The 17,909-nt window shown below is 61.5% G+C and carries 8 protein-coding genes; 3 read left to right on the forward strand and 5 right to left on the reverse strand.

What is annotated here, in order from left to right:
• Positions 1-336 precede the first annotated feature (336 nt).
• Positions 337-1,212 (forward strand): cation transporter, encoded by an 876-nt coding sequence (locus tag EPN93_14440; protein TAL33228.1) that lies wholly within the window; start codon positions 337-339, stop codon positions 1,210-1,212.
• Between the two features lie 2 nt (positions 1,213-1,214).
• On the opposite strand, the gene EPN93_14445 is transcribed toward EPN93_14440, so the two are convergent.
• The 3 genes from EPN93_14445 to EPN93_14455 form a co-directional block, all read right to left on the reverse strand.
• On the reverse strand, positions 1,215-2,150 hold the full coding sequence (locus EPN93_14445) for an acyltransferase (protein ID TAL33282.1): 936 nt from the start codon (positions 2,148-2,150) through the stop codon (positions 1,215-1,217).
• A gap of 231 nt (positions 2,151-2,381) precedes the next feature.
• On the reverse strand, positions 2,382-7,532 hold the full coding sequence (locus EPN93_14450; GenBank protein TAL33229.1) for a GAF domain-containing protein: 5,151 nt from the start codon (positions 7,530-7,532) through the stop codon (positions 2,382-2,384).
• 146 nt (positions 7,533-7,678) lie between these two features.
• Positions 7,679-8,758: a 4Fe-4S dicluster domain-containing protein gene (locus EPN93_14455; protein TAL33230.1), complete on the reverse strand. Its 1,080-nt coding sequence runs from the start codon at positions 8,756-8,758 to the stop codon at positions 7,679-7,681.
• A 409-nt stretch (positions 8,759-9,167) separates the two neighbouring features.
• On the opposite strand from EPN93_14455, the gene EPN93_14460 reads away from it, so the two are divergent.
• Both EPN93_14460 and EPN93_14465 read left to right on the forward strand, forming a co-directional pair.
• Positions 9,168-11,060, forward strand: coding sequence for a hypothetical protein (locus EPN93_14460; GenBank protein ID TAL33231.1), 1,893 nt, complete (start codon positions 9,168-9,170; stop codon positions 11,058-11,060).
• Entirely contained in the window at positions 11,050-11,577 is a 528-nt protein-coding gene (locus EPN93_14465; GenBank protein TAL33232.1) for a hypothetical protein, read from the forward strand. The genes EPN93_14460 and EPN93_14465 overlap by 11 nt, the downstream gene beginning before the upstream one ends.
• A 42-nt stretch (positions 11,578-11,619) precedes the next feature.
• Here EPN93_14465 and EPN93_14470 read toward each other — a convergent pair whose 3' ends face one another.
• Together EPN93_14470 and EPN93_14475 are read right to left on the reverse strand one after the other, a co-directional pair.
• A complete protein-coding gene (locus EPN93_14470; GenBank protein TAL33233.1) occupies positions 11,620-15,750 on the reverse strand; it encodes a hypothetical protein in 4,131 nt (1,376 codons plus the stop codon).
• 441 nt (positions 15,751-16,191) lie between these two features.
• On the reverse strand, positions 16,192-17,877 hold the full coding sequence (locus tag EPN93_14475; GenBank protein ID TAL33234.1) for a HAMP domain-containing protein: 1,686 nt from the start codon (positions 17,875-17,877) through the stop codon (positions 16,192-16,194).
• Positions 17,878-17,909: the final 32 nt, after the last annotated feature.

Consider the following 17,909-nt stretch of genomic DNA (forward strand, 5'->3'; position numbering starts at 1 on the left):
GCACTATCAGGATAGCCATATCCAGTATTTTCTTTTCTCGAAAGCATAAAATATCCTCTGAATATGCATTTTCTATTATTGGCAAATGTCGTTGCCCCCCGCCGGGGGGTATGGGGGGCTTTGGTCTTGCCCCATCATTGAAAAATTATTGACAATAATTCGAGGCACATTCCTGATTTACTTTAGGAATTCGAAATATCATCGAGATCAGTCGATCCCGCGCGCGCGGGACGCGGACGGGCCCTTGCGGGCAGCAGGCAAAGCTCTGTGGGACAATATGTTCTGCGGGGCTTTTTTGTCATTTGAGCACCCATGGAATGGAGAGGGGGTACCCACATGGCCTCACAGCATAACGATGGCGGGGCAAAGACCCGGGTCGCGCTCGCCTCGGTCTTTGCCGCGGTCTTCCTCACGGGATCCAAGGTGGCGGTGGGCGTGCTTACCGGGAGCCTTGGCATACTCTCGGAGGCCCTTCACTCCGGGCTCGATCTCGTCGCCGCGGTAATCACGTACTTCTCCGTAAGGGTATCGGACATCCCGGCGGACGATGATCATCATTACGGACACGGCAAGGTTGAAAATCTGTCAGCGTTTATCGAAACGCTCCTTCTGCTCGTGACCTGCGCATGGATAATATACGAAGCAGCGCACCGTCTCATTACGGGAAGGGTGATGATCGAGGTTACCCCGTGGAGTTATATCGTCGTTGCGGTTTCCGTCATCGTCGATTTCACGCGATCGCGCGCCCTCATGAAGGCGGCCCGTACGCACAACAGCCAGGCGCTCGAGGCCGATGCGCTTCATTTTTCGACCGATATCTGGAGCTCGGGCGTCGTCTTCCTGGGGCTCGTGTGCGCCAACTTTGGCTGGTTTTTCGCCGACGCGGTCGCGGCGTTTCTCGTGGCGCTCATCGTCCTTTTCGTCTCCTACAGGCTCGGGAGGCGCTCGGTAGAGGTCCTGCTCGACAAGGCGCCGGGCGATATCGTGCCCAGCGTGAGCCGCATCGCCGCGGCGACGCCCGGAATCCTCCGGTACCACGACGTGAGGGCGAGGAACGCGGGGGCGGACGTATTCATCGACCTCTGCATCCACGTGGCGCCCCACTGCACCATCGCGGAAGCTCACGGAATCGCGGAGGAGCTCGAGCGGCGCATCACGGCCGCGATCCCGCGGTGCACGGTGCACATCCACGAGGAGCCCGAGGACGCATAAACCTAGGTCTCCAGCAGCGCATCCTTCCGGATCCAGACGGTATTCAGCCATTCCTGGAATCGCGCCTGGTATTCCTTGTCCTCGATGTAATCGCCGAGCAGTTCGGCGGTGATGGGTATCTTTTCCACCAGGACGCGCACCTCCCTCACCCTGCCCGAGAGAAAGCTCCAGAACCTGGTGTCGCCGCCGGGGTACACTATGGTCACGTTGAGGATGCTGCGCAACTGTTCCCCCATCGTGGTGAGCACGAATCCCACGCCCCCGGCCTTCGGCCGGAGGAGGTGCTTGAAGGGCGATTTCTGGCCGATATGCTTCTTCGCGGTAAAGCGGGTTCCCTCGACAAAATTCATCACGGAAACGGGTATCTTTTCGAACTTCCTGCACGCCTTGCGGGTGATTTCGATGTCCTTGCCGCGCAGGTGGGGGAATTTCTTTAAAAATGCCGCGGAGTAGCGCTTCATGAAGGGAAAATCGAGCGCCCACCATGCCACGCCCAGGAGCGGCACCCATATAAGCTCTTTTTTCAGAAAGAATTTCAGAAACGGTATCTTGCGGTTGAACACCTTCTGCAGCACGACGATGTCGCTCCAGGTCTGGTGGTTGGCGATGACGAGGTACCATTGTTTCATCGAGAGGTCGTCCATCCCCCGCACATCCCACCGAATCCCCTTGGTAAGGTTGATATTCAGGTTATTCACCGATATCCAGCCCTTGGCTATGCCGTTTATGACCTTCCCGCAAAGTTTTCTCCAGCCGTCTATCGGAACGGCAAGCTTCAGCAGGGCCGCAGTCATGAGGGGTCCGAAACAGAATGCCGTGTTCGCCGCGAGGAGCAGGACCGATATCGCCCCGTGAATGTGGTACCCGATCGTGGTAAATATCGACTCCCTCCCCCCGGGGACGGGGTTTACGACGCGTTTTTCTTCAGCAATTCTCATGGCCATGGGTGAGATCTCCAGTATTTTATTGTATACCGCAACACAGAATCGAAGGGAGGCGGCGTTCCAGCGAGTTTATGTCACTGATTTATGAGACAGATATAGCGCACACCGGTTGCAAAATAAAATCTTTATGTAATATTACAAACAATTTTTTGCCGTCCTAATTATTTCGGTCCGCAGCGGACGGCGATCCTTGAGCCCCGTACCGGTCTTCAGCCGGCCGGCCGGCTATTTCGCGCGGAACTCGACTATCAGGATGGTCAGGTCGTCCTCTATCTGCCGCCCCTCGCCCGTATATTCCCTGACCTGGGCGTATATCCCCTCGCACATGCGGGAGGGCGACTCCCCGGAAAGCGACCCCGCCATCTCGAAAAACGCGTCGTCCCCCATCATCACCAGGTTCTCGTTGCGCGCCTCGGTGATGCCGTCCGTATACAGTATCAGCTTATCGCCGCGTTCAAGGAGGATCGTACGGTCGTCGAACTCCGGTTTCAGGTCCTCAAGGATGAGGCGTCCCTTGAGTTGCACGATTTCGAGCGAACCCCCGCGGCGCACGAGGATCGGGCGCGGGTGTCCCGCCGAGCAAAGCGCGAGCTTCCCGCTTTTCAGATCCAGGCAGCCCGCACACGCGGTAATAAAATTGCTGCCCATCTTCCCCTCGAGCGCCTGCTGGATCGATCGGAGCGTCGCCGCCGGCGAATCGAGGGTATCACTCCAGGTATGCAGGGACATCTTGACCATGGACGCGAGAAGGGCGGCAGGCACGCCGTGTCCCGACACGTCGCAAATGAAAAGGCCGAGCAGGCCCCGCCGCGCGTCATACAGCACGTCAAGGAAATCGCCGCCCACGCCCATCATGGGCGCGTAGGTGAAGGCGAGCTCCGCCCCGGGTATGCGCGGAATTTTCTGGGGGAGGAGCGCCGTCTGTATCTTTTGGGCAAGGGTTATCTGGTTTTCGAGCTCCTGCTTCTGGCTCTCTATGGTTAGGGTGCGCTCGGCGACCTTCTCCTCCAGATTCGCGTACAGGCCCGCGTTTTCAATGGAGATCGCGGCCTGGGTCATGAACACGGAGAGGAGGTCGGCGTCATCGTCGGTGAATACGCCGGTCGAGAGGGGATTGTCCAGGTAACATACCCCGATCATGCGTTCGCCCCGGGAAACCGGAATGCAGAGGATCGACTTGAGACCATAGTCCCGCACGCTGCGGAACTCGGTGAGGGCCTCGTCCTCCCCCGCGTTCGTGGTGATCATGGCCCTGCCGCGCCGGAAGACGTCCTCTATAATGTGCTGCGAATACTCCGGTATGCCGGATTCACCAATATTCTTGGCGGCCCTGAGCTCTATGGCGCCGGTACGCTCGTTGTGCATGAAGAGGTAGCCGCGCTGGGCCCCGGTCACCTCGATCGCGCGCGCCATTACGTGCTCCAGGAGCACGTCGAGCCGGAGGATCGAGCTCATGTCCTGGCTGATCCTGATTATCGACGAAAGCCTCTGGCGGTCGGTGAGCCTCTGCATGGGACCACGCTCCTCCGCGGCAGCGCCCGCGCTTTCCGCGGCCTTGCGCTCGTATTGGCGCGCGGCTATTTCCCGGAAAAGCCGCAGCGCCGATTCGAGCCGCCCGGCTGCCTTTCCCCTGTCCCCCGACACGCGCAGCACGAGACCAAACTCCAGGAGCGTCTTCGCCAGCTCGAAACGCCTTCCCGCACGCGAACACTCCTCGACCGCACGCCGGTAGAGCCGTTCCGCCCGCGCGGGTCTTCCCGCGAGCGCCTGGAACCGCGCACGCACCCGGAGCGCGGGGCCCAGATGCGCGGGCCAGCTCCGGCAGGCCTTCCACGCCTCGGCGCAGGCAGCGCGGATCTCGGCAAGGCGCCGTCCCCGTTCGCCTTCTTCCATCGCCGCGTGCTCGTCCTCGTAGGCGCGCAGGAGCGCCTCGGCCCGGTAGACGTAGAGCGGGGCCGCATAGACGCGCAGGGTGAACTTGTGCCGGCGGTCGAGCCCGCGCGCGGCTTCCGTCATGCGCAGCGCGCGCACATGATCGCCCGTCTCGGTATAGAAATACCCCATGTACGCGCTCGCGAGGAAATGCGCGAACCAGATGCCCTGGCTTCTCGAAAGCTCCATGGCCCGCTGCCCGTATTCGCGCGCGCGCGCGTAATCGCCGCTCTCGACGTACACCCAGACGAGGTTCGCGAAGGCGTTGGACAGCCCGAAGTCGTTGCGGATCTTCGTGCTGATATCGATCCACTCGTACAGGGATTTCTCGCACTCCTCGTAGCGCGACATGTAGTACTGGTTGACGCTCATTATGTTGCAGGTCTGCCCCGTTTCCCAGAGGTCGCCTATTCGCCTGAAATCCGCGTACGCCCTGCCCAGCCAGTCCGCGCTCTGCTCCATGTCGCCCGCCCACGAATAATGGGTGCCGATTAACTGCTTGGAGATCGCGATGTACAGCGCGTCCTCGATCTTCCGGGCGATATCGAGCCCGCGCTTCAGGTAGATCATCGCCAGGCCCCGCACGGGCGCCGCCGAATACATCATGCCCAGTCCCAGCAGGCTGATCGCGAGCTCCCGCGAGGTTCCGATACTCTTCTCGGAAATGTTCAGCATGCGCAGGGTGGAGCGCACGAATTTCAGGAGCGAGGAGAGCGCGTAGTTCCAACCCAGCGTATGGTAGAACTGAATGACGAGCTTCAGCCTCAGGTTCTCCGGGCGGCGCCGCGCCCTGTAGGCCGGAGGGAACAACCGGAGGAGGAGATGTACGGCGAACTCCCTGAAAATCCCCGCGATCACCGCGGGCATCGAGAGCGGAAGCGTCTCCCCGAGAAGGGAGAGACCCTGGGCGCCGAATTTCTCGGAATTCGCGAAATCGCCTTTTTTAAAATATGCATAGCTTATCTGCCGGTAGGCCCACGCCTTTTCCTGCTCCGCGGCAAGGTGCGGGAGGAGGCGCGTGTAGAGCGCGATCACGTCGTCGTTCCTGCCGGTGACCAGGAAGAGCTCCCCGGTCATCTTCATGCATTCGCGCAGGAGTGGGCCCGTGCGCGCGTGCGCGGATTCGAAGCCGCCTTCGGCCTCCAGTATCTTCATCATCGCGGCGAAGTACCCGATCGCGTCTTCGTTCGCGAAGCTCGCCATCGCATTTTTCCCGGCGGGCAGCGCATACCTGAGCACGCCCTCACCGTCCCCCGCCTGGGTGAAATGATGTACGAGGTCGAACGCCGAATGCTCCCCCCCGCGCTCCAGGGTACGGGCTATCTCGAGGTGCAGGGCCCTCCTGCGTTCCTCCCCGATTCTATTATAGAAAGCCTCCTTGATCCTGTCGTGGACGAAAAAGAGCTTTCCCTTTTCCTGCGCGTCGGCCTCGAGGAGCTGCATCGCGACGGCGCGGTCCACGATGTGCACCACCTCGTCATGCGTGAAGCCTTCCCCCGCGCCCGAACCCCCGACCAGCAATTCGAACAGGAGCCGGATGTCGAACCTGCGGCCTATCACCGCGGCGCACGAGAGCACCTGGTTTTCGCGCGCGGAGAGCCCGTCGATCCGCTTCATGACGGTGTCGAGCATCGTGGAGGAGATGTTGACCCTGCGCAGGCGCGCCTCGTTGGCGCGCCATGAGCCGTTCACCAGTGAGAGCGCGCCGTCCTGGACGAGCTGTTTCAGTATCTCGACCGCGAAAAAGGGATTGCCCATGCTCTTGTTATACACGATGTCCGCGATCTGCCCCACCTGGTCGCGCTCCTCGTATAAAAGCCCCGCGATGAAGGCGGCGACCGATTCCCGATCGAACGGGGGCAGGCTCATCAGCTCGAGGGGCCGGCCGGAATCGCGCGCGCTTCGGATGAGCCTCTGTACGCCGTGGTCGTCGCCCGTTTCGTTATCCCTGAACGCCCCGACGATCATCACGGGGGCGTGCGCGATCGAGGAGGCGATCTCGTCCAGGAGCGAAAAGCTGCCCTCGTCGGACCATTGCAGGTCGTCCAGGAAAATCACGAGCGGGGCATTCGTGCCGGCCAGGGCGAGGATGAACCCCGCGTTCACCATGAGAAAGCGGCGGTTTTCCCGCTCGGGGTCCAGCTCCACCGGTGAGGGCGTGTCGCCCGTGATCTCGCGCGCGAGCGGGTTAAGCCGGAGCGCCAGCCCCATGAGGTCCCCGCAGCGGGCGCGCACGCGCTCGCTCACGGCGTCCTTTTCGGCCGGGCTCATCCTCGCGAACTTGTTAAAAAACACGTTTTCGGCGTCAATGATGGGCCCGTAGGGGTTCTTGTTCTCGGAGGCGAAGCATTTCCCCTCGGCGAAGGTGCCTCCGCCGGCGATGACGAGCGCCCTGAGCTCCTCGGCCAGGCGCGTCTTTCCGCGGCCCGCCTCCCCGCCGATCAGGCATATCGACCCCCTCCCGCGCAGCAGGTCGTTCCAGCGCGTCTTAAGCCGCGCAAGCTCCGCCTCGCGGCCTACCAGGTTGGTGCGAAAATTCAGGCGCTCCAGCCGGTCGTCGCTCCCCGGGATGAAATCGCGGTCCCCCGAGAGCGCGCGCAGGACGTCCCGCTGCAGGCCGCGGGCGCTCTGGTAGCGGTTCTCCGGCTCCTTTTCCAGGAGCTTGAGCACGATCCGCTCCACCACCATGGGGATGCCGGGCGCGCGGCGCGAGGGCGGCTCGGGAGGCTGGGCGATGTGCAGGTGAATGAGCGAGCTTACGTCGTTCGCGCTAAAGGGGAGCATCCCGGCGAGCAGGCGGTACATGAGCACCCCGAGCGAATAGAGATCGGAGCGCTCGTCGACGCCGCGGCGCATCATGCCGCTCTGCTCGGGCGACATGTAGCTGAAGGTTCCGATTACGGCCTCGCGGCCCGATTCGCTGAACTCCCGCACGTGCGCGAGGCCGAAATCGATGAGCATGGCGCGCCTGCCGCCCGCCCCGTCCGCGGCGAGCATCACGTTCCCGGGGGAGAGGTCGCGGTGCACCACGCCCAGCTCGTGCACGTGTGCCAGGGCCTCGCACAAATGGGACACGATGTGGAGCGTCTCGTCCACCGAAAAGCGCGCGCCTTCCTTGATGAGGGCATGCAGGTTTTCGCCATCGATATATTCCATGACGATGTAGGGAACCCCCGTGACTCCGTCCAAAGAGATTTCCCCCACCTCCACCACCTTCACGATGCCGGGATGGCTCACGCGCGCGACCAGCCGCGCCTCCGCGTGAAAGCGGATCACGTCCTCGATGCGATGCGAGCAGTCGGCGTCCCGTACGATCTTGATCGCGTAGAGCCTGCCGGGATTATCCACGGCGCGGGCGCGGTAGACCACGCTCATGCCGCCTTCCCCGATCAGGTCCTCGACGAGGTATCGTTCATTGATTATTCGGTTCGTGAGATTTGTCATGGCATTACCGGGTCATCGCCGCGCGCGCCCGAGGGCCTTTCTATATAGTGACGTTAATATGGTAAAGAAAGATCATAGACCGTCAATTACTTTTAGCCCTCTCGGGCGGGGGGTCCGATACGCTTCACGGAAGATCGCGCGCGCCCCTATTCGAAGCGCGTGATATCCAGCCCCTGGGCGCGCGCCTTGGCCCGGTACCAGTCCATCTCGTCCTCGGGCGGCTCCGCCTGCAGCGCGGCCTCCTTCCTGACGAGGACGATCGCCTTCTCCGGGCAGGCCGATGCGCACAGCCCGCAGCCGATGCAGCGCGCGGTGTTCACCCTGCGGGCGTTCTCGACGGCGTCGATCGCCTTGATGGGGCATCGCGTTTCGGAACAGGTACCGCAGTTTTTACAGCGTGATTCGTCGATCCGCGCAAAGTAATGCGCGTTCACCGTATCCGGGAGCCCAAACCGCGCGGCCATTAACTGGACGCAGCAGCACCCACAGCAGTTGCAGATGAAGAACTGGCCGTGCCGCGTGTTGGTGGTCATGTGCACCAGGCCCGCCTCCTCCGCCCTTTGGAGGATTTCGAGCGCCTCCCCGCGCGTGATGATGCGCTTCACCAGCGGGTGTCCCCGGAAGTAATCCGGCTTGTCCGATACCGAGAGGCACACCTCGCGCGGTTTGTCGCACGCCCGGTTCAGGAACGACATCTGTTTCTTGCAGATACAGTCGTTCACCGCGAACGAGACGGAGCGCTCGATGATCGCGGAGACCTGTTCGTAGGGGGTCGCGTCGTGTGCGGGGGTGAGCTCCTTCTCGATGGGGAGCACCTGCATCATGTGCGGGCGCGGCGCCAGGAAATAGGGCCCCACGGACTTGATGTACTTTGCGTGCAGGCGCGCGAAACCCTCGTCCAGGCGCTTGTTCTGCAGCTCGTAAAGTCCCAGTATCCACGGCACCAGGCCGTAGCGCCGCGCGGGGCCGGAGGGATCGCAGTCCACGAGCCCCCGCTCCCACATCGCCCCGAGGCGCTCCCCAAGGGAAGCCTCGTCGCGCCCCGTCCTCATGGCAATTTCGTCCACGGTCTCCTTACGCAGCTTCAGCGCGCAAAAGAGCTCCGCCTCGTGCGGCTCGAAGACCTTCTTCAATAGATCGATATCAGCGCCGTTCTGGGCGCGCGGGAAACCGTTCGGAAGGGAACCGAGCACCTCGGCGAGTTTCAGGTAGATGTCGTCGCTCATATTCACTCCTCCGGTGATGCGTGCGGCGCTTGAGGTCGTCGGTCGAAACGATGGCGCCAATGCGCGGCAGGATGATAATCTGCCCCCCTGTGTTCTTTTCGTCACAGTGTACCACGACGCGGGACTCTCAACCAGAAAATGCTGCCTGCATGGTTTTATGCTGCCTTAGACTGTCAAGCATTATCATCCACGGCATAATCTGATGGCGATTGCTGCTTGCATGGGGCTGCCGCAAATCCTTTGAAGGCCGTACCGCGTCCCTCCATCTCCTGCCGAACGGAAACACGATGCTCTGTTTTCCGCTCACTTGTGAGGATTTATCTTGACAATGGGAGATATATAGTATCCTTTTTTTAAAATAAACATACATTACTGAATACTGTTCAACACCATCCATCGAGGTCCGGACATGAAATATAAAAAGACAGTCCCGGCGCTTCTCACCATCCTGTGTTTGAGTCTCCCGTCCTGCATTGGGGCGAAAAGCGACGCATCGTCGTCCATACGGAACCAGAATTACGAGGACGGCTGGATGTACACGGTCACCTATCTCCAGGAGAACCAGGAGGACAGGGATGCCTACCTGGTGTTTTTCGGGAATATCGCGGCGATTCTCAAAGGGATCGATCCCATCAACCAGTCAATCGTCGAAGTGAGCGAGATCGAGGCAATGCGGGGGCGCGTCGACGCGCGCCGGCCCCTGCTCCTGACGATGCGAACGGATTTCGACAAGGCAAGAAAGGCATTCAACCTGAGCGAAGAATTTTTAAGGAAGAATGTCTGGTTCGCGACGGTCAAACTCGAATTCGAGGAAAAAGACAAGACGCTGGCCGATTTCACCACGCGCTATGAACGCGCCCAGTTCGATCTCATCAAGCGGGTGGCGGCCCACGATTCGATGGCTAGGAGGTTGTACAACGTGGGACTCAGAAACCGTGACACGGGCGGTTATGAGGTTGCAGCGGCGGCGTTTACTATTTGCAGGAACTACAACAGGAGCTTCACTGAATCGGCGGACCGGATAATTGCGGGGATGAAGGCCCACGAGGAGGCGGAACAGGCGCGAAGCCGCGATGCCGACAGCTCCAAAACGGAGAATCTATTCCGCCTGGCGATGGGCATGGATCCCACCAATCCGCGCATCATCGAGGGATCGGCGTATTACATGAACCGGCACCTGGTAAACGCCTACCAGCTTGAAACCAAAATGCTCTTAGGCGCCGCGGCGCTGGAATACGCGCAGGTCCTTCGCTTCAAGAACGCGGCACAGGATCTGAACTACCGGAACAAGTATAACGCGCTTGTCGGCGGCGCGAAAAACATGCCGCTCCTGACCGTCGCGATTACCCCGCGCGACGAAGGACAGAACGCGGCGGATGCGGCTGCGTTAACGTCTAATGTAGAAACTGACCTGCGCCAGATCATGGTGGAACAGGGAAATATTATCGATATAAGAAGCGGATACCTTGCAGGGGAAGTAGCGATCGTGTCTATCCCCCGACCGGCTTTCAACGGGGCCGATCTCGCCCTTGGCATTTCCGTGCAAAGCATACGCATGGAGCCGTTGCAGCAGACATCCAATCCCAAGACCCAGAATTTCGTGTACTGCCAGAAATGCATAGAAGTTCAAAATCCCGAGTACATCTCCGCCCTTGAAAAGGTGAGCACCGCGGAAACCGCGGTGTCAACGGCACGGACCTCGGTGGAGATGATGAGGGCGATGCGCATGCACGTCAATGACTCGGCCGTCGATATCGCCGAAAAGGCGCTGGAGGTGGCGCGGATTTTTCTTTCCACCATACCGCAGACAATAATGGGGGACGATGTCCGCCAGGCTTACTGGAACGAGACCGAGAATACCCAAACCGCCGTGGTCGATCTCAAGGTGGAATTCTTCTCCCCGGGGAAGGGTGTCATTCATTCACTCGCGATCCAGGGTACCTCCCGGCACACGGCCACGTCGATAGACCCGGGCGAGTATTGCGATCGCGTGGGCATAACGGCCAAGAATGCGGAATTGCGTCCGGACGACGATCTCCTCCGCGAAGCCAGGGAATCCGCGCGTAAAAACACGTCGGATGATATCCTTCGGGAAATCGGGAAAGACGCCAATCTATTAAGGTACGTTATGCGCAACGTGCCGCCCAGCCTCTCGACATTCGAAAACAAGTGCCTGGCGGCCGATTACTGCGTGCGCATCCTGCTGACCGCACCTTCAAGCACCGGTTCGGATGAGGCACGAAACATGCTGGCGGAAGCCATGCCCGGATATGCGATGGAGGGGATTATCAATGAACGATAACACGGCGTCTCGAATGTCAACATGCGCGCGACTCATAGTCGTACTTCTCGTCCTCATCACCTCGGTTGCGGCGTTCGCCGATGACAAGGTCCTCCTCATTCCCGGGTGCGGTAATTATTCTTCCACCGGTTCCGGTGTTATCCAGAGAATGCTTGCCGCCAATCCCGAAATATTGATCGTGCCCGCGGCGGAAATCGACCTCATGGCGCGTGCAATGAAATCTGACATTGGATCATGTGCCGATCCCGTACGCGCGCTTGCGCTTGCGAGGAACCTTGGCTCCGGTGCCCTCGTGTGGGTTGAGGCGCGCAGGGAGGGCGGAGAAATCTACTTACAGGTGAACGCAATCAGCGCTATCGACGGATCCGCGCTCTTCGCCGAAGAAAAAAGGGTCTCCGAGGCCGGCGCAGATGCGGCATTCGCGGAGATGGGCGGCCGCATGGCGGCAGCGCTTGCGTACTATTTCTCCATTCTCCCGCCCGAGGCTACCGTGACGCTGCTGCGGAACGACCAGTAAAACGTATCCCCCGCGGGTGCCGACTGTCCGCGGCAAGGTATGTTATACAGCCTCCCTGCGCAGTGATTCTTTCTGCCCCGCCGCGAGGTTACGCAGGTACACCTCCGCGATCCTGTTCGGATCGCTCGTGCCGTCGTAGAAGAGCGTGAGCACCGGCGCCGCGAGCCCAGGGGCCAGCTTCTGGAAAATGGCGTTCGTGACGTTCCCCGGCATGCAACCGAAGGGCGCGCAGTTGACGACCATGGCGGCGCCGTCGTTGATAAACCTGAGCGCCCGCCCCACCGTGACGATCGCCTCCCCCTCGAAGATGAGCGGGAAGTATTCCTTTCCCAGGTCGAGTATTTCTCCAACGGGCGGCTCCATCCTCCCGGGCAAAAGCGGCGCGAGCGCCTTTTCAAAGCGGTGCACGCGGTGAAAGAGATAGCGCGTCTTGAGGGCTACCCCCGCGCGCTCCGTCATGCCCCTTCGTTTCACGCGGGCCATGTGGCGCTCCATCCACTGCGTGTAGAGTATCCATTCCATGATGGGCGAGAGCCAGGCCTCGCCGCCGGCGTGCTCGATCGCGCGTACCACGTCGCGGTTGCAGAAGGGATTGCAGCGCACATATATCTCGCCCACGATCCCCACGAGCGGCAGCTCCACGTCGCGCGCGGGGACCGCGAGGATCGATTCGATCGCGCGCTTCGTGGGATCGATAAGGTCCGCCTTGCGCTCGACCTCCGCCTCGAGGATTTCAAGCGCCGATTCCGCGGCGCGGTCGGTCGAGCCGGGCTCGATCTCGCGCGGGCGCACCCGGCATACCGCCTTGTAGAGCATCTCGGCGGCGGTGATGGAATCCCCCAGGTAGAGGCGCAGGCTGTCGGGCATTCCCATGTATGAGTTCACGGAGGTGGGCGAGAATATCTCGCACGCGCCAAACCCGTGCCGCTCCAGGATCCCGCGGTGAAGGATCGTGTACTGCCCAAAACGGCAGGGACCCTCGGCGGTGGGCATGAAGAGGGCGTGCTCCTCGGGACGCGCGCCTATTTTTCGTAAGGTCCGCATGAAGGACCCGATCGTGGTGTGCGCGGGAAGGCACTCGCTGCCGCGCACACCCTGCCTTCCGGCCTCGAGCGCAGCCTCATCCTCGAGGGGAAGCGCCTGTGAATCGAAGCCCCAGGCGCGGAACGCGGCCGCGGTGAAGCGCGGCGCAAACTCGTGCATGGCGGGGATCCAGAGCTTGCGGCCCCTCCCCGTCCACGCCGAATGAAAGCGCTCCCGCACGCGCGGCGCACGCGCGCCCCGCGCGCGCTCCGCGCGCACGACGTCCATGAATGCCTCGATCCGCGTGATGTAGCCTGTCTCCGATCCGTGCTCGTCGAGCTCGATGATGAGGTAGGGCTTGCCGCGCATGAGCTTTTCGAACCGTGAAAGGATGAACGAGTCCGGCCCGCAGCCGAAATTGGTGAAGTAGATCGGGTATATCCCGTCCATGTCGCGGATTTTATCGGCGCACGAAAGGATGCGCTCACCGTAGTTCCAGTACATGTGGTGGATTTCCGGGCCCTCGTCCGCGGGGTCGATAAGCGCCTCGAAGGGAAAGGCCTGGGCGCCCATCGCGCGGAACCGTTCGGGAAGACCCAGGTTGATGACGCGATCATACAGGTTATAGGGCCTTCCCACGAAGACAATGCCCGTCCCTCCCTCCCGCGCGATGCGCGCGGTCAGCCGTTTTCCGTACTCGAAACGCGCCGCGAAGAATGCGTCAAGATCGCGCATCCCGGCCCGGTACGCGTCGCGGACCTCGCGGGCTTCCACGCCCCAGGACGCGAGCGACCGTGTGAGCTCCTCGGTCGCGTGGCGCTCGTCCAGCCTGAAGTCGAGCGCGGGCGCGACGACCGGAAGGCCCGCGTCCATCGCGTGCCGCACGAGCGAGGGAAACGAGATCACGTAGGGGCAAAACACGCGCGGCATCCCGTTTTCCTGGTTCTTCTCGCTTATGACCGTGGGAAAAAAGACCGCGTCCGCCTCGCCCGAATCGCACAGCGATTCGGCGTGCGCGAGGGCCATCTTCACGGGGAAGCAGAAATCCGACTGCGCGATGCGCGCGCCGCGCGCCTTGTGCCCTGCATCGGAATTTCCCGAGGTCACGACCTGGAATCCCAGCGCCTTGAAAAATCCCGACCAGAGCGGGAGATAGTTGAACATCGAAAGCGTCATGGGTATCCCGATGCGCCCGCGCGTTTTCGCTGCCGAGCCTTTCGCCGCGGGGCGCCCGGAAAGGCGCATTACCCTGGTGAAATGATCGGGCGTGCGCGTCCCGGCGGCATCGCCCCCTTCCTCCCTTCCGCACATGCGTCCCCATGAAACGGGGGCGCCGCCCGCGCGGGCGTGCGTGACCTGGCACTTGTTGGCGCACTCTTCGCACCGCGAATACTCGAGCGAAATCTCGTCCTCGAACACGGACAGCCCGCGGAACGTCCGCTCCGCGGCCTCGGCGCGCTCGAGCGCAAGGAGGGCGGCCCCGTACGCGCCCATCACGTGGCAGTGAGGGGAGACGACGATCTCGCGATCGAGCAGAATTTCGAACGCCGCGACGAGCCCGCGATTGCGGGCCGTCGCCCCCTGGAAGAACACCTTGTCGCCGGTTATGGGGCGCTGCCCCACAACGCGGTGCAGGTAGTTCTTCGCGACCGCGAACATAACGCCCGCGAGCGCTTCCTCGCGCGAGTGTCCTTCCCTCAACAGGGCGTGGATGTCCTGCTCCATGAAAACCGTGCAGCGGTCGCTCGCGCGCGGGACCTGTGCGCCCCTGGTAAGCTCACCGATCTCCCTGACGTCGAATCCCAGGCGCGAAGCCTGCTCCTCGATGAACGAGCCGGTCCCGGCCGCGCACACGTAATTCATCGCGCAGTCCTGGACGGCGCCCCCCATGCCGCGGATGTATTTCGCGTCCTGGCCGCCTATCTCGAAAATCGTCTCGATACCGGGATCGCATTCCGCGGCCCCGCGGAAGTGCGCGGTGATCTCGTTCACGATGAGCTCCGCCCCCGCGAGCTCGCCTATGAGCCTGCGCCCCGAGCCGGTGGTCGCGGACGCGGTTATCCGCGCCTCATCGCGCACGATCCCGCGCAGCGCCCGGAACAATGCCCGCGCCGCCGCCGTGGGATCGCCCCCCGTCTTGCGGTAGATGTCGGCGGCGACCTCGCGGGTGCGCGCGTCCACGAGGGCGAGCTTGGTGCTGGTCGAGCCTATATCGATCCCCAGGGCGTAGCGCGCCCCCGGGTCGATCTCCGTGTGGATGCGCACCTCGTTCCCGTCTAACGCGTACTCGTTCATCGCGCCGGGCATCTCGTGCCGGGAGCGCGCGAGCTCCAGCCTGGGCCTATCGGCCCCCCGCCCGTCTTCCGCCGTTTTTTCCGGCCTTGGCCGCGCGCCGGGGACGCCGCGTTGCGCGAGGGAGAGCGCGCCCATAGCGGGAAAGAAATTTCCATTCTCGCGGAACACCGCGCCGGGGAGAACGGACGCGGTCCAGTGCCGCACGTGCCGCGAGAGGAACATCCCGCCGCAAAAGAGGACGCTGCCCGCGGGGTCGCCGCCGTGAAACGCGGTGCGCAGCATCGTCCCCACGACGCCCCGGCAGAGCCCGGACCACATCTGCGCGCGCGAATAACCCTCCTGCTGGCGATGGATTATGTCGGATTTCGCGAAGACCGCGCAGCGCGTGGCGATCTCGCAGGGCGACTCGTCCACGTCCATACCGGAGAGCTCCTCGTAGGTGAAGCCCATGCGCCGCATCTGCTCGTCCAGGAAGCTTCCCGTTCCCGCGGCGCACAGCGAATTCTCCCGGTATGCACGGAATCCCCCGGACTCGTCCAGGTCCACGCAGTTGATGGAACCGGCCCCGACGCTCACGATATGCCGGCATCCGGGCGCGTGCAGGCGGGCCGCCTCGACGAGCGCCGCCGCGTCATCCATGACGGTCCACCCCCGCGATCCCGCCGCCAGATTGTGCGCGAAATGCCCGGTGACGGCGACGCCGCCGTCATGCGGAAGCTCACCGCCGGCGCGAAGCTCCGCAAGCGTAGTTTCCGGGCTTCCCCTGTGTTCGCGGCAGGTGAACCGCGCCGCGCCGGAATCGTCCAGAATTATGAGTTTGAGGAACTTGCTGCCCGCGTCGATACCAGCCCGCATGAGAGACCTCCCCGTCGAAAATAAAGGCCGAAAGCTTACACTTTCGGCTTTATTTACACTTATATTCGAACACTATGCCAATAAATGTATTTTTTCGAACAGGTTTGTCAATGGTATTCTATTGGAAAAAGGCTGTTGGGCGTTGATATTACTAAAATTCCGTGGACACCGTGTCCGGAAGAGGACACGATATTTGAATTATGCGCAAAGGAACCGGGTGCAGGGGGATGTATAACTATGTGTTCGGATTATGCGCTAAAGGCCGGTCATGCGCATTGCATGGAGGAAGCCCATGGAGATTCGCCCTCCGCGAGCGGGGATGACGAATTAATTACATAAACCGAGAATGAACGCCAATGAACGCGAATTGGGGGATCGATATTCGCGTCCATTCGTGTCTATTCGCGGTTAAACATGCCTTTCCCGGCACCTTAAACCGCGTCACACCCTGAAGTAATCCACCCTTCGCTTCAGCGTTTCGGCCATGCCGGAAATTTCCTCGGCGTTGCCCGATATCTCCTCGGCGTTCGATGCGACGCCCTGGGTGAGTGCGCTGATGTTCGATATCGACTTCACGATCTCGGTCACCGCCGTTTTCTGCTCGGCGGTCGCGTTGCGGATTTCACCGGCGCGCTCCTTCACGCCCCCCGATTCCCGGGCAAGCTGGTCGTTCGTTTCCATCTGCCTGCGCATGAAATCGTAGATCGAGGCCATGAGCGTGCTTACCGAGCCCACCCCGCTTATGATTTCACTGATAACGCTCACCGTGCCCTCGACGTCCGTCTTGCCGTGCACGATCTCCTGCTCGTTCACGCGCACGAGGTTCCCGATCTCCTTCACGCTGGAGGCGGTCTGGTCCGCCAGCTTGGAAATCTCGTCGGCCACGACGGCGAATCCGCGCCCCGCGTCTCCCGCGCGCGCCGCCTCGATCGCGGCGTTCAGGGACAGGAGATTGATCTTGTCCGATATATCCCCTATGATGTTCAGGATGCCCGTCATCTCGGTCGAGCTTTCCCGGATCTTCGCCATACTGTCGCTCATCCCCGCGAGGGTGGCCTCCCCGGACTTCGCCTTCTCCGCGATGCCGCGCGAAAGGTCGAGCGACGACTTCACCTGTTCCCCCATTTCGATGATGATGCGCGAGAGCTCGCCAATCCGTCCCACGAGCGAGCCCATGCTGCCGAACTGCTCCTCCGCGTGGTTCGCGACCGAATCCATGCCCGCCGATATCTCTTCGACCGTCGCGGTGATCTCCTCCGAGTTCGCGGCCTGGGTCTGCGCGGTTTCCGCGAAGGTCACGGACGCGGAGGACAATGTCGCGGACGACGCGGTGAGCGTCACCGCCATCTCCTTCATCTCCCGCACGGCCTCGCCCACCCTCGCGATGAAATCGTTGAAGGTGAGGGAGAGCATGCCCAGCTCGTCGCGGGATCCGAGCTCGATGCTCGTGGTCAGGTCCCCCTCCGCAGCCCGGCTGAAGCCCCCCGAAAACACCGATATGGAATGGGTAATCGACCGTATCACGCGCACGGCGCCAAACCCCAGGAGCGCCGCGAGAACCAGGATCACCGTGATCGTCAGGAAGCCGGAGGTACGGCTGAATCCCTCCATTGCAGCCTTGTTGACTTTCACCATGTCGTCGTTGATCGCCATGTGACGATCGAAGAGCTTGCGCAATTCCTCGAGATTTTTCTTCGTTTCGTTCGCGTAGATGGTGATGGCCGCGGCCTTGTTCTCCTCCGCTATGATCTTCGCCGCCGATTCGTGAAGTTGGATATGGAACGGCTCGACCGCGTCGATGATGCCGCGCTGCTCGTCCCCCAGACTCAGGTATGCGGGCGATCCCTTGAACGAATAGTACCATTTCCCGAGCCCGCACTTGTGATAATCCAGCTCCCCGGTGAACGGCTTTTTCATCGATATGGATTCCTGGAGATTGTTCACCCAGGAGAGATGGTCGATCAGGCGGCTTTTAAAAAACAGGCTCTCGTCCTGGAATCGGAACGCCTCCCCCGCCTGGGAACTGATACCCTTCTCGAACGTGAACGACATGAGGCCGAGTCCAATGACCACAAGCAGAATAGTTATAGACGCGAAAATAAGCAGCTTTTTAATCGTAATCTTCATACTATATCCTCGATCGGTCTCATGTGTATAAA

Source organism: Spirochaetota bacterium, from assembly GCA_004297825.1.
Classification (GTDB): Bacteria; Spirochaetota; UBA4802; order UBA4802; family UBA5368; genus FW300-bin19.

Excerpts from the sequence above, each read along its gene's own strand:
- EPN93_14475 (TAL33234.1), bottom strand. The coding sequence starts at position 17,877 with ATGAAGATTACGATTAAAAAGCTGCTTATTTTCGCGTCTATAACTATT.
- EPN93_14465 (TAL33232.1), top strand. The coding sequence starts at position 11,050 with ATGAACGATAACACGGCGTCTCGAATGTCAACATGCGCGCGACTCATA.
- EPN93_14470 (TAL33233.1), bottom strand. The coding sequence starts at position 15,750 with ATGCGGGCTGGTATCGACGCGGGCAGCAAGTTCCTCAAACTCATAATT.
- EPN93_14445 (TAL33282.1), bottom strand. The coding sequence starts at position 2,150 with ATGAGAATTGCTGAAGAAAAACGCGTCGTAAACCCCGTCCCCGGGGGG.
- EPN93_14440 (TAL33228.1), top strand. The coding sequence starts at position 337 with ATGGCCTCACAGCATAACGATGGCGGGGCAAAGACCCGGGTCGCGCTC.
- EPN93_14455 (TAL33230.1), bottom strand. The coding sequence starts at position 8,758 with ATGAGCGACGACATCTACCTGAAACTCGCCGAGGTGCTCGGTTCCCTT.
- EPN93_14450 (TAL33229.1), bottom strand. The coding sequence starts at position 7,532 with ATGACAAATCTCACGAACCGAATAATCAATGAACGATACCTCGTCGAG.
- EPN93_14460 (TAL33231.1), top strand. The coding sequence starts at position 9,168 with ATGAAATATAAAAAGACAGTCCCGGCGCTTCTCACCATCCTGTGTTTG.